General features: G+C 57.3%; 13 protein-coding genes. 10 read left to right on the forward strand and 3 right to left on the reverse strand.

The genetic code is table 11. The features are described from left to right. Positions 1-17 precede the first annotated feature (17 nt). Positions 18-851: an IS21-like element helper ATPase IstB gene (gene istB / locus ACYVOC_RS13510; RefSeq protein WP_461162296.1), complete on the forward strand. Its 834-nt coding sequence runs from the start codon at positions 18-20 to the stop codon at positions 849-851. A gap of 285 nt (positions 852-1136) precedes the next feature. Here istB and ACYVOC_RS13515 read toward each other — a convergent pair whose 3' ends face one another. The 3 genes from ACYVOC_RS13515 to ACYVOC_RS13525 all read right to left on the reverse strand — a co-directional run bounded on the left by ACYVOC_RS13515 (position 1137) and on the right by ACYVOC_RS13525 (position 4307). Further along, positions 1137-2189: an MBL fold metallo-hydrolase gene (locus ACYVOC_RS13515; protein WP_056642830.1), complete on the reverse strand. Its 1053-nt coding sequence runs from the start codon at positions 2187-2189 to the stop codon at positions 1137-1139. 69 nt (positions 2190-2258) lie between these two features. Continuing rightward, positions 2259-3482 carry a phenylacetate--CoA ligase family protein gene (locus ACYVOC_RS13520; RefSeq protein ID WP_056642827.1) on the reverse strand — a complete coding sequence of 408 codons (1224 nt, stop codon included), beginning with the start codon at positions 3480-3482 and terminating at the stop codon, positions 2259-2261. 12 nt (positions 3483-3494) lie between these two features. Then, positions 3495-4307: an enoyl-CoA hydratase/isomerase family protein gene (locus ACYVOC_RS13525; RefSeq protein WP_231940633.1), complete on the reverse strand. Its 813-nt coding sequence runs from the start codon at positions 4305-4307 to the stop codon at positions 3495-3497. 95 nt (positions 4308-4402) lie between these two features. Here ACYVOC_RS13525 and ACYVOC_RS13530 point away from each other — a divergent pair, with 95 nt between their 5' ends. The 9 genes from ACYVOC_RS13530 (at position 4403) to ACYVOC_RS13570 (ending at position 14622) form a co-directional block, all read left to right on the forward strand. After that, the gene (locus tag ACYVOC_RS13530; RefSeq protein WP_231940634.1) at positions 4403-5464 is read left to right on the forward strand and encodes a CaiB/BaiF CoA transferase family protein; all 1062 of its coding nucleotides are present in this window, start codon (positions 4403-4405) and stop codon (positions 5462-5464) included. 129 nt (positions 5465-5593) lie between these two features. Then, entirely contained in the window at positions 5594-6832 is a 1239-nt protein-coding gene (locus ACYVOC_RS13535; RefSeq protein WP_461162161.1) for a thiolase family protein, read from the forward strand. A gap of 33 nt (positions 6833-6865) precedes the next feature. Then, positions 6866-7627, forward strand: a complete 762-nt coding sequence (locus ACYVOC_RS13540; protein ID WP_056642823.1) for an SDR family NAD(P)-dependent oxidoreductase — start codon at positions 6866-6868, stop codon at positions 7625-7627. Between the two features lie 112 nt (positions 7628-7739). Then, complete coding sequence (locus ACYVOC_RS13545) at positions 7740-8537, forward strand: ABC transporter ATP-binding protein (RefSeq protein WP_056642819.1); 798 nt, start codon at positions 7740-7742, stop codon at positions 8535-8537. Then, entirely contained in the window at positions 8534-10501 is a 1968-nt protein-coding gene (locus ACYVOC_RS13550; protein WP_056743885.1) for an AMP-dependent synthetase/ligase, read from the forward strand. The genes ACYVOC_RS13545 and ACYVOC_RS13550 overlap by 4 nt, the downstream gene beginning before the upstream one ends. Next, the gene (locus ACYVOC_RS13555) at positions 10498-11382 is read left to right on the forward strand and encodes a branched-chain amino acid ABC transporter permease (protein WP_056743883.1); all 885 of its coding nucleotides are present in this window, start codon (positions 10498-10500) and stop codon (positions 11380-11382) included. Before ACYVOC_RS13550 ends, ACYVOC_RS13555 begins: the two co-directional genes overlap by 4 nt. After that, positions 11379-12437 carry a branched-chain amino acid ABC transporter permease gene (locus ACYVOC_RS13560; protein ID WP_231940635.1) on the forward strand — a complete coding sequence of 353 codons (1059 nt, stop codon included), beginning with the start codon at positions 11379-11381 and terminating at the stop codon, positions 12435-12437. Before ACYVOC_RS13555 ends, ACYVOC_RS13560 begins: the two co-directional genes overlap by 4 nt. An 85-nt stretch (positions 12438-12522) precedes the next feature. Next, a complete protein-coding gene (locus tag ACYVOC_RS13565) occupies positions 12523-13773 on the forward strand; it encodes an ABC transporter substrate-binding protein (protein ID WP_083235468.1) in 1251 nt (416 codons plus the stop codon). 60 nt (positions 13774-13833) lie between these two features. After that, positions 13834-14622 (forward strand): ABC transporter ATP-binding protein, encoded by a 789-nt coding sequence (locus ACYVOC_RS13570; protein WP_056743881.1) that lies wholly within the window; start codon positions 13834-13836, stop codon positions 14620-14622. The last annotated feature ends 32 nt before the right edge of the window (positions 14623-14654 follow it).

The raw sequence follows: 14654 nt of genomic DNA on the forward strand, positions 1-14654 counted from the left end.
ACTTGTTTGACTTCTTCATGGCTCAATCCTCTCAGAGAAAAGAGCCTCCTCAAAACCCGGGGCGATTCATGGCCGGCGCCTGGGTCGAGTTGACCACTGCAGAGGGACAAAGCAGTGATGTGGGCATACAGACCTCGCGCTGGTTGATTGAGCACCTGCTGCAGGCAGAGCACGCACAGCGGGCCTTTGCCTCGGTGCGCCACCAGATGAAGGCGGCCAAGTTCCCGCTACACCGGGACCTGGCAGGCTTTGACTTCGAGGCCTCCAAGATAGACCACAAGTTGGTCAAGCAACTGAGTACGCTGGAGTTCACCGAGACGGCACAGAACGTGGTGCTCATTGGTGGGCCGGGCACGGGCAAGACGCACCTGGCCACAGCCATCGGAGTGGCGGGCATTGCAGCCAAGGGCAAGCGGGTGCGCTTCTATTCCACGGTGGATCTGGTCAACGAACTGGAGAAGGAGAAGCGCGAGGGCAAGGCTGGGCGCATCGCACTGGCGCTGTCGCGCCTGGACCTGGTGATTCTGGATGAGCTGGGGTACCTGCCCTTCAGCCAGGCCGGTGGCGCCCTGCTGTTCCATCTGCTCTCCAAGCTGTACGAGCACACCAGCGTGGTGATCACGACCAACCTGAGCTTCTCGGAATGGTCGGCGGTGTTCGGGGACGCCAAGATGACCACAGCGCTCCTGGACCGTTTGACCCATCACTGCCATATCGTGGAGACCGGAAATGAGTCCCACCGCTTCCGCCACAGCACCCTGGCGGCGAAGTCACGCATCAAGGCCAGAGAGAGTGCACGCAAAGGCAGCATAACTGCACCGGCATCAGCAGAGCCAGACGAACCGTTCTAAACGGGCTACTGGCTACACTTATCCACAGTTGCTGATTCCAAATTCAGCAATCCGCCCTGGGTCAATATTGGATCGGCAGGGTGGGTCAGAATTCAAGTGGCGCCAACACATAACGACTCAAAACGGTCGCTCAAACGAATAAAAATTCAGGGGACTTCTCGGTCAGATTTCCGCAGATTGCCGCCGAAACACCGTTGCACCTGCCAATGGGCTTCGGTTCGAGGCTCGACGGCGTCTAGATCAACCGGGTCGATTCACCATAGAGCGTAGGGCGGCACTTCAATGTCAATATCTTGTTGAGTGCCACGCGACCCCGTTTTCGTCCATCGTGACTTCTATGGTGGCCTGTGCGATGAGAAAGTTTATGCAAGCAACTGCCTCACCTGTTGCCAGGCTCAGTTGCTGCGCATCCTGTTCTCCGATGGAGCGATGAAAGAGTGCAGCGAACGTATCGATGATCCGTTGAGGCCCGGTAGTCAATGTCTGACGTAACCGATTCAGTGCACTATTTTGGCCTGACCTGAGCGAGTCAAGGCGTTCATGCAGTCCATAAAAGGGCTCGTTGTGAGAGGGGAGTACCAACACATCGTTGGGAACATCCCTCATTAGTTTGTCGAGCCCTTCGTACCACTCCTTCAGCGGATTGGCCTGTGGCTCGCTGGCGAACACCGAAACATTCGACGAAATCTTCGGTAGCACCTGGTCGCCGGAGATCAGCAGTTTCAAGTCGGGGCAGTACAGAGAGGCATGTTCTGGTGAGTGGCCGCCGGTGGTGATGATCCGCCAGCCATATTTACCCAACTGGACGTGGTCGCCGTCCTGCAACCGTCGGTAGCTGTCAGGCAGAGCGTGGATATGTTTACCAAAGCTGCCGAAGCGACTGCGGTAGCTTTCAATGGCTGCCTCCGACCAGCCGGCGCATCTATTGAAGAGCACGCCGTCGGGCGGGGCTTCGCGGTTCGTGTCGGCATGCATCACGCGGCAGGTCAGGTACTCCAGCCGGCTCATGTGCAGCGGCACACCAAAGCGACGCGTGAACCAACCAGCCAAGCCGATGTGGTCTGGGTGCATGTGTGTGGCGAAAACGCCTTGGAGTGGCCGTGCCAGCGGCCCGTGCGCCATGAGGGCCAGCCAGTCGGCCACGGTGTCGGGGTTATTCAGGCCGGTATCTACCAGCACCCAGCCATCATGGGTATCTATGGCCCATACATTGATGTGGTCGAGTCGGAATGGCATCGACAGTCGGATCCAGCGTACGCCCGGGGCGATCTCGACCCAGTGTCGTGACGATGGTGGCTTGAATGGATAAATAAGTGGATTGGCTGCGAGTTCAATCATTGCTATCGTTTCATGAGGTAAGCGACGGTATAGCCACTAGGTGCATCAGACCAATGGCTTTTTAGAATTTCACTGCTTGTTGTCAACCAGCAAGGGTGCGTCAATGGGCATATCTTCTTGGATTACCCACTCGACTGAGTCGAGCCTCAGGCGGGTCAATTGCCTGAACACTTCGATCAAATCGCTTTGCGTGGCGTAGTGAGAAGCCCCTGGCGTTAGCACCGCGCGCAAGGTTGCAGTTTCCCGATGCTGCTTTTTTTCAACGATGATCTGGGCACGTTCTATAGCCGGGATCCGGATGATCAGCTCTTCCACGTTGCGTGGATAGATGAAAATTTCGCGTACTTTGACACCTTGGCCCACTCGGCCTTGCAACAAACTGATTCGTTCGACGAGACCATCCGGGGAATGGGCCAGCGCTTGCGCCACATCGCCTGTGCCAAAGCGGACCAGAGGCCAACCGCTGTCCAGCGTGGTGACCACTATCTGGCCGGGTTCGCCCGGCGGAAGGGGTGCGCCGGTGTGCGGGTCGCAGATCTGGACGAGCCGGTCAGGCTGGACCGTGTAGCCCAGTTGTCCTAGTTCCTCGTAAGCAATCAGCCCGAAGTCGCCGGTGGCATAAGCCGAGAACGTGCGGATTGCGTATTTCTGCTCCAATGCGCGGCGCTTGCCCATCCAGTCACCCAGTTCGCCGCCCAGCATTGCGGAGCGGACCTTCCATTGAGAAGGCAGGTCGTAGCCCATGCGCTCAAGCGTTTCGACCAAGGTCACGAAGAAGGAGGTGGAGGAGCAAATGCAGGTGATGCCCAGTTCCATGATGAGCTGCGCTTGTTGCTCGGCGCCGCCGGGCCCGCAGGGAATGAGCGTCGCCCCGGTGGCAGCAATGCCCGCATCTAGCAATAGGCCGGCTGGAACAAGATGGTAGGACCAGGTGTTGAGTACACGGTCACCGGGGCCGATTCCCGCCTGCCTGAACACATGCGAGAAGCCCTTGCCAGTGTCTTCGTCGAAAGAATGGGGTTCATAGACGGGGCCTGGGGAGACATAAATGCGGCGGATAGATGTGTCGTCGGCAGCGAGAAACCCACCGAATGGCGGTGACTGGCGCTGCTTATCAAGCAGTGAATCCTTACTTGTGACGGCGAGCCGTGCAAGGTCGGCAGGGCCTTGGAGATCCTGCGGCGTCATCATTGCAAGCTGATAGACCGCGCGGATGGCCGGGGCGCGGTCGTAGGCGAATTGCTGCGAAGCACGCAGTAGTCTGAATCGATCGGTGGTGGGTAACGTATGCATGGCGTTGCCGTCCTAGTGGCCCGTGAAGCGCGGGGTGCGTTTTTCGTTGAATGCGGCCAGGCCTTCGTGGAGATCGGCGCTGTGGGAATGCACTTCAGAGGCCAGAAGCTCCAATCGCAGGGCGGTGTCTAGAGGCTGTTGCAAACCATCGTCGACCAGCGTTTTCATGCGGCGCAGGCCAAGGGGGCTCTTCGTGGCAATTTTGTCGGCCACGGCTTGTGCAACGCTTTCGAGCTGGTCGTCGTCCACCACTTGGTTGACGAGGCCCGCTTCCACAAGATCTGCCGCGTCCACGAAGTCACCCGTGAAGAGAAGGTACTTGGCGCGTGTGGGGCCAATGACCCGCGGCAGGCGCACCGACCCCCCCCCTCCGGGGATCAGGCCGTAGTTGGCATGTGCGTCGCCAATTTTGGCGCTCCTTGCCGCCAGCACTAGATCACAGCACAGCACCAGTTCGAGCCCGCCCGCCAGAGTTATGCCGTTCAGGGCGGCGATCACGGGTTTTGGAAAGCGGTCAATCCGGTTCATGGTGGACAGTACGCTGTCCAGAAAGCCACTGGTGCCACTTTCGCCCGCTTGCGTCTTGACGTACTTGAGGTCGGCGCCCGCGCAGAAGGCCCGTCCAGTGCCCGTCAATACGACGGATATCACGTCTCCGCGGCTCTGTGCTTCGTTGAGTGCGTGGTCTATTCCCCGAAGCACCGCCGGGGTCAGCGAGTTCATTGCATCAGGTCGGTTCAGGCGAATCCACATGGTGCCTTTTCGTACGTCTGTAATCACAACCGGTGTCGACATCAGGGGTTCCTTGCTGGCTTGCGTGTTCATGGATCGATTCTGCTTTTGCCTCTGTTTTGAGGGACATGGGGTTTTCCATTACCCATAAGTTAAAAATTCTACCCTAAAGTAAAACAATTAAACAAATGGAGTTCTTCATGCGAAGTAAGAGCAGCCCGCTCATGTTCCCGCTATCGGGTATCAAGATCGTCGAGTTCGAGGGGATCGGCCCAGGGCCCTTAGCTGGGTTCATGTTGATGCAGATGGGCGCTGACGTTACTGTGGTCGGGCGGCCAGGTGCGAGCGCATTGCCTGATGAGCTCACTCCGAAGGACGGGGCGCTCTTGTCGCGCGGCAAACGACGCGTCACATTGAATCTCAAGAACGACGAGGACAAGGCGCGGGCGCTGGACATGGTCGCGCAAAGCGACGGGTTGATTGAGGGCAACCGCCCGGGTGTGATGGAGCGCCTGGGTTTGGGTCCCGATGTATGTGGTGAATACAACCCGCGGCTTGTGTATGGGCGCATGACGGGCTGGGGGCAGGATGGGCCGCTGGCTCAGGCCGCCGGGCACGACATGAACTATGTCGCTCTCACTGGGCTCATGTCGATCACCGAGCAACCGGGACACCCTCCCATGCTTCCACCCACAGTGGTTGGGGATGCTGCCGGCGCCCTCGGGTTTGCATTTGGCATGGTGTCGGCGTTGCTAGGCGCGCGGGATAAGGGCCAGGGCTGCGTGGTTGACGGCGCCATCATTGATGTGTTGGCAATGCTGTCGCCGCTCGTGCAACTGATTCGTCAAGGTGGCGGATTGGAAGGCAGCGAACCCAGTGTCTTCCATGACTCACCCTTCTACGACCGCTATCTGTGCAGCGATGGGCGATACATCACGGTCGGTGCAATCGAGCCACAGTTCTATGCATTGCTGTTGACGCAATTGCAGCTGACGGATGTCGACCCCGCACGGCAAATGGACAAGACTTTGTGGCCGTCTCTCAAGGCGCGGATTGCGCAGCGCTTTGCTTCCCAACCTAGTACGTACTGGAATGCACTGATGGAAGGCACTGACAGTTGCTTTGCGCCGGTGCTCACCATGGCCGAAGCCGCCGCTCATCCCCACAACGTGGCTCGTGGTTTGTACAGCGTGACTGAGCAGGGCGATATTGAGACTGCGCGGGGCATGCGATTCCTGCCGCTTTGCTGAGCCGCGAATGTGATACCAAGGGTAATCCCTGGCAAGCAGTTGAGAATTTTACTATACAGTAAAAACATCTTACGCAAAGTAATTTATTTGACTTTCATGGATCAAGAAGATCCGCCACGGAGAAATGCGATGGAAGATATCTATGTGGTTGGTGTGGGGATGACGCCATTCGGACGGCATCTGGACAAAGACATCAAGGCGCTCACACGCGAGGCCACGGCGGCTGCTTTGGCGGACGCGGGATTGGAAAAAGAAGACTTGGAAGCGGCCTTTTTTGGGAACACTTCCCAGGGGCATATGGATGGCCAGCACATGATTCGTGGGCAAATTGCGCTGCGGGCCATGGGGATTGGGCGCATTCCGGTGGCGAACGTCGAAAACGCTTGTGCAAGCGGCTCGTCGGCGTTCGTTCTAGCCTGCAATCACCTCAAGTCGGGTGCTGGCGATGTCGCTTTGGCTGTTGGTGCAGAGAAGATGTTCTCATCCGACAAGCTCAAGATGTTCTCGGTGTTTGACAGTGCCTGGGATCTCTCGCGTGCAGAAGAGATTCGTGGGGAGTTGATGAAGATGGGGCGCGACGTGGCGGTGCCCGAGGGGAGTACCTCACCCAGGCCGTACAGCGTTTTCATGGACGTGTATGCGGCGTTTGCACGATCGCACATGCGCACTTTCGGGACGACGCAGCGCCAGTTAGCCGCCGTTTCATCCAAGAACCACGCGCACTCCATGCACAACCCGCTGTCGCAGTACCGGATGGCTTACAGCATCGAAGAGGTGCTCGCCGCGCCGCCGATCACCTACCCATTGACTCTGCCCATGTGCTCCCCGGTGTCTGATGGCGCAGCAGCAGCCATCATTTGCACACGCTCGGCGCTTATGCGCTTGAACATCGATGAAAAGCGTGCCATCAAGGTGTTGGCGGCAGTAGTGCAAAGCGGTTCCGACCGGAGCGAAGACGACTACACCAACCACTGCACAGCACTGGCTTCGCGCAGGGCATATGAACTGGCAGGTGTTGGCCCAGCAGATATCTCGGTGGCCGAGGTGCACGATGCCACGGCCATGGGTGAAATCATTCAGACAGAAAACCTCGGTTTCTGTGAGTTCGGCATGGGCGGTGTGATTGCCGAGCGGGGTGATACCCGGATTGGTGGCCGCATTCCCGTTAATCCGTCCGGCGGCCTGGAGTCTAAGGGGCACCCTGTTGGGGCCACCGGTATTGCCCAAGTCCATGAGTTGGTAACTCAGCTTCGCGGGGAAGCCGGACTGCGGCAGGTGACTGACGCAAGGATTGCGCTGGCAGAAAACGGTGGCGGTCTTGAGGGCATTGAAGAAGCTGTTGCCTGTATCACCATCTTGGCGCGCTGAGCGCTGCACTCAATAAGAGACAAGAGAAACAGTATGGATGTCAAAAATACCATTGCCTTCGTCACAGGAGCTGCTTCAGGCCTGGGGCTCGCCACTTGCAAGGCATTGCTTGCGGCCGGAGCGAGCGTCATGGCGGTTGATCTGGACGAAGAGCGCCTTGCGAGCGAGGTGCTGCCGATGGGCGAGCGCGTGCGAATCCAGAAGGTTGATGTTTCGGACGAGGCCAGTGTGAAGGCTGGCGTAGACGCGGCAGTGGCGGAATTTGGTGCGCTGCATGTGGCGGTAAATTGCGCGGGAATTCTGGGTCCCTGCAAGACGCTTTCAAAGGGCGAGTTATTCCCGATGGATCTTTGGAACCGGGTGATCGCCATCAACCTGACCGGGACATTCAACGTGGTGCGCTATGCGTCGTTGGCCATGTCGCAGAACGAGCCCAATGTCGACGGTGAACGGGGGGTCATCGTGAACACGTCATCTGGTGCTGCGTGGCAGGGTCAAGTGGGCCAGGCCGCATATAGCGCCAGCAAAGCGGCGGTCATTGGAATGACGCTTCCGGTGGCGCGGGATCTTGCGCAACACGGAATCCGAGTGGTGGCCGTGGCGCCTGGTCTGTTTGAGACCGCCATGTCTGCAGGCATGCCAACGAAGGTGTCGCAAAACATTATTGACAACGTCATCCTCTTTCCTCATCGCATGGGGCAGGCACAAGAGTTCGGTGGACTGGTTCGGCACGTTGTGGAAAACGCCTATTTGAATGCCACCACGATCAGCCTGGATGCGGGTGTCCGTTGTTAGTCGTGGTCCATTGATCGCTGCGAGCATTCCCGCAAATGGATGCGTAGACCCTGCAAAGGTCTTATGAAGGAAATTCGATGGACAAAGCCAAGAATTCAGAGTGGAGGTACCAATGAATGCAGCCATTCAAAGCCAGCGGGAAGGCGTGGTGCTGACAGCCCAGAATCTGCTGCTGCAGTTCGGTGGAGTTGTGGCGCTGAATGATGTTTCGATTGATGTGCGCAAGGACGAGCTGCTGGCAATCATCGGGCCGAACGGAGCGGGAAAGTCTTCTCTGATGAACTGCCTGAGCGGGTTCTACCGCCCCAAGAAAGGCGAGATATCCCTGGCCGGGCACAACGTGCGCGACATGGCGGTTCACGACGTGGCGGCACAGGGCCTAGCGCGCACCTTTCAAGGTACGCACATTTTTTCGGGCATGACCGTTATCGAGAACCTGATGGTGGGGCGCCACATGCACATGCGGGCCAATCTCGTGCAGTCATTTTTCCATTTCGGCCCGGCAAAACGGGAAGAAGTTTTGCATCGGGAGGTGGTGGAAGAAATCATTGAATTTCTTGAAATTGAATCCATCCGGCATGCGCCGGTGGGCAGCCTCGGTTATGGGCTTCGCAAGCGCGTGGACTTGGGGCGCGCACTGGCCCAAGACCCGAAGATTCTGTTGATGGATGAGCCTATGGCCGGTATGAATACTGAAGAGAAAGAAGACTTGGCACGTTTCATTCTGGATGTGCGCGAGGCAAAGCGCATTCCTATTGTTTTGGTGGAGCACGACATGGGTGTGGTGATGGACCTGGCTGACCGCATCGCTGTGCTGGACTTTGGACGCAAGATCGCCGATGGAACGCCCAAGGAGATCCAGGCTAATCCCGCAGTGCTTAAAGCCTATCTTGGGGAGGGCGTCCAATGAAACTCGAAATCGCGACCCTTCCCCAGTTGCTGCGCAAGCATGCGCATGCTAACCCCAACCGTCTTTCCCAGCGCCATAAGCAGCGCGGCATTTGGCGGGAGTACAGCTTTGCGGATGTGCAGCGCAACGTTCGAGAGATTGCGCTGGGCATGCACCAAGCAGGCGTCAAAGCGGGTGAGACCATTGCCATCATTGGTGAGAATGAGCCGCAGCATTACTGGGCCGAGTATGCCGCGCATGCACTGGGATGCAAAGTTGTATCCATGTACCCGGACCTCACTTCGGAGGAGGTGGCCTATCTTTTGGACGACAGCGAAGCAGTCATCTTGTTCGCGCAGGACCAAGAGCAGGTTGACAAGGGCCTGGATGTCCGGAACAAGACGTTGAAGATGCGCCACATTGTGTATTGGGATGAAACGGGTATGTGGTCGTATAACGACCCCATCCTGCAAACCTTCGATGGCATGCAGCGGCAAGGGCGTGAAATCCATCAACGTAACGGAAAGATGTACGACGCGCTAGTGGATGCGGGAGCCCCCGATGACATAGCGGTTCTTTCTTACACTTCCGGCACGACGGGGCAGCCCAAGGGCGTGATCCTCACGCATCGCTTTTTGATCGACAACGCCCAGCGCTTGATCGATTCCATGGATGTGAAGCCGGGTATGGAATACCTGAGTTACATCGCGCCATCCTGGGCCACTGAACAAATATATGGCATCACCATGGGATTGGGATTGCCCATGGTAGTGAACTTCCCCGAGGGCCCGGAGCAGGTGTTGTCCAACATTCGGGAATTGGCGGTGGAAGGTATGACATTTGCTCCGCGCCAGTGGGAAAGCATGGCGTCCTCTGTGCAGGCGCACATGCTCGACGCAGGACCCATTCGACGAGGTGTCTACGAGTGGGGCATGAAGATCGGTCACACCGTTAATGTGGGGCGCTTGGATGGAAAACCCGTTGGCCTGCTGGACCGGTTGCTGTTTCCTATCGCCAATGCACTGGTTCTGCGCCCGTTGCGAGATCTGCTCGGCCTGACCCGGCTGCGCTGTGCCAGCTGCGGTGGTGCCACCATGGCACCGGATGTGTTTCGCATGTTCCATGCCATGGGTATACCTCTGCGCAACATCTATGGCTCCACCGAAACCGGGTTGCTGACATGCCACCAGGGTGACCGATTTGATCTGGAGACCGTAGGGCACTGGATGAAGGCGCATCCAGAGGCGGGCCCACCATTGGAATGGCGCTTGAGTGCGGACGGAGAGCTGCAGATTCGTGGCGGAAGCCCGTTTCTGGGCTACTACCGCAGAGAGGGTTCCGTAGAGTCGAAGGTGAAAGATGGCTGGTTCTACACGGGCGATGCCGTAACGAAAACTGAGCTAGGCGAGCTCGTGTTCCTGGAGCGGTTGTCGGACCTCAAGCGTTTGCGCAGCGGAGAAACCTTCCCGCCGCAGTTCGTCGAGACCCGCCTTCGGTTCAGTCCCTTCATCAAGGACATCATGACGGTGGGAGACGAGACGAGGGACTTCGTGGCCGCTCTCATCAATATCGACATGGCTGTTCTGTCGCGGTGGGCAGAAGACAAGCGGATCGGATTTTCAACCTTTACCGATTTGTCACAGCGGCCAGAGGTCGCAGAGTTGATCAGTCAGGAAATTACCCGTGTGAATCAGTTTTTGCCGGCGCATGCGCGGGTCAAGCGATTCGCCAATTTTCCAAAAGAGCTTGATCCGGACGAGGGCGAACTAACACGTTCGAGAAAGCTGCGGCGCGAATTCCTGGAGGTGCGATACGCCACGCTGATCAACGGTTTATATGACGGCTTGCACGCCGTGCGTATCGATATTCCTGTGACCTACCAGGACGGTCGGCGCGGCAATTTCGAGGCTCTGGTGTCCATCCATGACACGGACGCCGCAGGGTCAGACCACCTGGGCGCAGCCCGAAGCAGAGGACGGAAATGATCGATTTTATTAACTACCTGATAAACGGTGCGCTGTCAGGGCTTCTGTATGCGTTGATCGCCATGGGTTTCGTCGTGATCTATCGCGCGTCAAAGGTGTTCAACTTTGCACAAGGTGAGTTGGTGGTCTTTGGCGGCTACATGGTGTGGTGGACGATTATTCAGATGGGTCTACCGCTGTGGGTCGGATTGCCCGTGGCATTCGTTAGTGCTGCAATTTTTGGTTTCATGATTGAGCGGATATTTTTTGCCCGTCTGGTTGGGGAATCCGTCTTCTCGATGGTCATGGTGACGATCGGTCTCTTGATTCTGATCCGAGGCGTTGTGTTGGTGCTTTTTGGTCCACAGGTGCGTGCTTTTCCGATCATCTTTCCTCTGGATCCGATCATCGTTGGCGATCTCATCGTCTCCCGTTCGATGCTCTACGGTGGAATTATGACCATCTTCATCGGCGTTGGCCTCTCCTGGTTTTTCAACCGGACAAGGGCTGGCTTGACCATGACGGCCGTGGCGGAAGACCACCAGGTGGCCATGTCCATGGGCATCTCGGTGCAGCGTTCCATTGCCTTTGCGTGGGTGCTGGGATCCGTGCTTTCCACACTGGGGGCGATAGTGCATTTGAGTGGCCGCTCCATCAACATGATGAGCTCCGACATCGGCCTGGCTGCCTTGCCGGTGGCCTTGCTGGCTGGGTTGGAGTCCCTCGCAGGTTTGCTGATCGCCGGTGTTTTGGTGGGTGTGATTCAGGGTTTGGCTTCGGCCTATCTCGATCCCCTGGTGGGGGGAGCGCTGGGCTCCGTCTTTCCTTTCATCATCATGCTGGTGGTGTTGTTAATTCGTCCCACCGGCATGTTCGGGTGGAAAACCATTGAGAGGGTATGAGCATGGATCCCGCAGGTGTATTCGCGACTTCTTTCGCCAAAGACCAAGCACTAATTCGCACGCGCAGCCAGGCGGTGGCATTGGGCCTGTTTGTTATAGCGTTGTTTGCGCTGCCCCTGATCAGCGAGGTCCGCTGGGTGGCGATCATGACCTCTATGCTGATTACTGCAGTGGTGGTCATGGGGCTGCAGATCAATACTGGTCTAGCGGGTCAGATCAATTTGGGTCAAGCTGCGTTCATGGGGGTTGGTGCGTATGCAACAGCGCTCCTAGCGACGAAAGGCCACCTGCCTTTCTGGCTGGCTTTGCCCATCGGCGGGCTGTGCGCGGCGCTTTTTGGGCTGGTGTTTGGATTAACCGCAATGCGCATAAAGGGTTTTTACCTTGCCTTGACCACGATTGCTGCGCAGATTTTGTTCCACTTCTTTGTGCTCAACCTGCCTGCCAAGTGGCTGGGGGGATCTAACGGCATCACTCTGGAACCAGCACAGCTCCTTGGTTTCGTTTTCAACACCGATACCCGCATTTACTACCTGTGTCTGGTAGTGGCCTTCATCATGATTGCGGGCGCCTACGGCGTCGCACGCAGCCGCCATGGTCGAATTTTTGCGGCAGTGCGCGATGACGACGTGGCCTCAGGAATGATGGGCATCAATGTCGTGCGCACCAAGGTACTTGCCTTCTTGCTGGGTGCGTTTTACGCGGGCATCGGTGGAGGGCTCTGGGCTTACTACGTCAGGTTCGTGGCGATTGACCAGTTCACCCTGATCCACTCGATATGGTTCATCGCGATGATCATTGTGGGTGGCATGGGGTCGGTGACGGGCGCGCTGATCGGCGTGTTTGTTATCCGTACTGCCCAGGAGACGATCACCATCGTGGGCCCTTCACTGGTCGAGAACTTTTCCTTCCTGAGCGGAGATGTTGTTTTCGCAGTGATGAATATTTTCCTGGGTGGAGTCATCGCGGCCTTTCTGATCTTTGAGCCACGCGGTCTGATGCACCGGTGGAACATCGTCAAGCGGTCTTATCGCATGTGGCCTTACCCATATTGACCGCAATCCTGTTTTCTGCAGCCACCTTAGGCGCTGGGAAGGGCTGCTCCAATGCAAAGCGCTACTACAAAAGGAGACTTTTTTTATGAAAACGAATCGAGCAAAGTTGTCGGCAATGGTCAAACTGGGGCAACGCGGCGCTTTACTGGCGTCAGCCTTGTGCCTTGGCGGCATGGCACAAGCTCAGACTACTTACAACGTGGCTGGCCTGGCTGACTTCACCGGACCTTTCGCAGACATCATGAAAGATATGACGGGATGCCGCCGTGCGGTGCTCGACTGGTGGAGCGAAGAGGTCGGTAAAGCGCAGGGCGTCGCATTGCGAATCAAGGATTTCGACACCCGCTATGACGTCGCCCAAGTGGCCAGCCTCTGGCCAGGCATCAAGTCCGAGCTCAACCCGGTGGCTGTTCTGGGTGTGGGCGGTGCAGATACCAATGCGCTGCAGCAGCGCTTGCCTAGTGACAAGGTGCCTCTTGTCCAGTCGACAGCAGGATATGGATTTGCTTGGAAGGGTGATAACTGGGTGTTCAATGCCCGTGCCACTTACCCGCACGAAGCGGCTGCGTTTTATGTGTGGATGCAGAAGAAGTCGGGTTCGTCTGCTCCTCTCAAGGTGGGGGTGATTTCATCGGAAGTATCGCCGGCCTACGTGGACATCCACAAAGGTGTCGAGAAGTTCGCTAAGGACAATCCGAAGATCATTGAAGTCGTTGAAACGATTTATACCGAAGCACAGCCGACCGACCTTACCCAGCAGGTCAGCCGCCTGGTCCGCAAGGGGGCCACGGTACTGCAGGTGTTCAACAATACAGCATCGGTAGTGGCGACACGGCGCGCCCTGCAAAGCCTTGGAAAAACCAATATTCCGATAGTGGTTAGCGCTCATAACGGGTTGCTTTCGTCGGGGAAAGCGCTGGGTGACCTGAGCCAAATGGATGGAAACTATGAGGTCTATGGCATGGCCATGGCCGCCGAAGGCGCAACACCGGCACGGGACTTCTTCGAGAAACTGCGCAGCCAATACAAGTTGCAAGCCGCCTATAACTCTGCCTGCATTATGGGCATGAGCCAAGCGATGTTGACGGTTCGTGCCGTTGAAAATGTTGTCAAGGTCAAAGGTGCTGGCGGTGTGACGGGCGAAGAGGTTCGCGCTGCACTGCTGTCCACCCCCATGCCTACCGAGCGCAGTTTTGGCTTGTTGCCCAATATCAAGTTCAACAATGATGCGCCGTTCCCGACCTCGGGCACAGCCGTCAACATCGGCACCGTCGAAAAGGGAAAGTACAAACTTCTCGAGCAGAACGTTCCGGTTCCTGTGTTGAACAAGTGGTAATTGCAAATCGGCCTGGGTCTCGGGCCACCGAGACCCAGGCCACATCATCTGGAGCTACCCGTGCTTGAACTGAACAACGTTGAAGTCCTCTACAGCGACGTCATTCTTGCTGTCAAAGGCATTACCGCCAAAGTCCCCGCTGGACAGTGCGTGACCTTGCTGGGCGCCAATGGCGCTGGCAAGAGCACCACGCTCAAGGCCATCTCCAACCTGGTCAGGACAGAGGATGGTCGTGTGACGGCGGGGAGTATTCAATTTGATGGTGCGGACATCACCGGTGCCAACCCCGTCGATGTCGTTCGCAAGGGGTTGGTACATGTCATGGAAGGGCGCAAGGTTCTCCGCCACATGACAGTGGAGCAGAACCTGGTGGTGGGCGGTCATATGGGCAGCGCTGGCGATGCCAAGGAAATGCTTGATGAGGTGTATAGCCGCATCAAGCGTCTGAAAGCCTTGCGTACTCGCACAGCAGGTTACCTGTCGGGCGGCGAGCAGCAATTGCTGGTAATTGGACGGGCCCTGATGGCCAAGCCTAAGTTGGTGATGATCGACGAGCCTTCGCTCGGCTTGGCTCCGCTGATGGTCGATGAGGTCTATGGTTTGCTGAGTGACCTCAAGACCAGCGGTCTGACTCTGCTGATCGTGGAGCAAAACACCCGCGTCGCTCTGGATTTAGCCGACTACGGCTATGTGATGGAGAGCGGACGGATCGTGTTAGAGGGCCCCTCCAACAGCTTAAAGACCAACGAGGACGTTCGAGAGTTCTACCTCGGCCTGACGGTCGATGGGGAGCGCAAGAGTTTCCGCGACATGAAACATTACCGCCGCCGCAAGCGCTGGCTGGGTTGACCGCATTGGGTCAGTCGTTTTCCAAGTTTTCA

It is taken from the genome of Simplicispira piscis (assembly GCF_054783455.1).

Excerpts from the sequence above, each read along its gene's own strand:
- istB (WP_461162296.1), top strand. The coding sequence starts at position 18 with ATGGCTCAATCCTCTCAGAGAAAAGAGCCTCCTCAAAACCCGGGGCGA.
- ACYVOC_RS13515 (WP_056642830.1), bottom strand. The coding sequence starts at position 2,189 with ATGATTGAACTCGCAGCCAATCCACTTATTTATCCATTCAAGCCACCA.
- ACYVOC_RS13520 (WP_056642827.1), bottom strand. The coding sequence starts at position 3,482 with ATGCATACGTTACCCACCACCGATCGATTCAGACTACTGCGTGCTTCG.
- ACYVOC_RS13525 (WP_231940633.1), bottom strand. The coding sequence starts at position 4,307 with ATGAACACGCAAGCCAGCAAGGAACCCCTGATGTCGACACCGGTTGTG.
- ACYVOC_RS13530 (WP_231940634.1), top strand. The coding sequence starts at position 4,403 with ATGGAGTTCTTCATGCGAAGTAAGAGCAGCCCGCTCATGTTCCCGCTA.
- ACYVOC_RS13535 (WP_461162161.1), top strand. The coding sequence starts at position 5,594 with ATGGAAGATATCTATGTGGTTGGTGTGGGGATGACGCCATTCGGACGG.
- ACYVOC_RS13540 (WP_056642823.1), top strand. The coding sequence starts at position 6,866 with ATGGATGTCAAAAATACCATTGCCTTCGTCACAGGAGCTGCTTCAGGC.
- ACYVOC_RS13545 (WP_056642819.1), top strand. The coding sequence starts at position 7,740 with ATGAATGCAGCCATTCAAAGCCAGCGGGAAGGCGTGGTGCTGACAGCC.
- ACYVOC_RS13550 (WP_056743885.1), top strand. The coding sequence starts at position 8,534 with ATGAAACTCGAAATCGCGACCCTTCCCCAGTTGCTGCGCAAGCATGCG.
- ACYVOC_RS13555 (WP_056743883.1), top strand. The coding sequence starts at position 10,498 with ATGATCGATTTTATTAACTACCTGATAAACGGTGCGCTGTCAGGGCTT.
- ACYVOC_RS13560 (WP_231940635.1), top strand. The coding sequence starts at position 11,379 with ATGAGCATGGATCCCGCAGGTGTATTCGCGACTTCTTTCGCCAAAGAC.
- ACYVOC_RS13565 (WP_083235468.1), top strand. The coding sequence starts at position 12,523 with ATGAAAACGAATCGAGCAAAGTTGTCGGCAATGGTCAAACTGGGGCAA.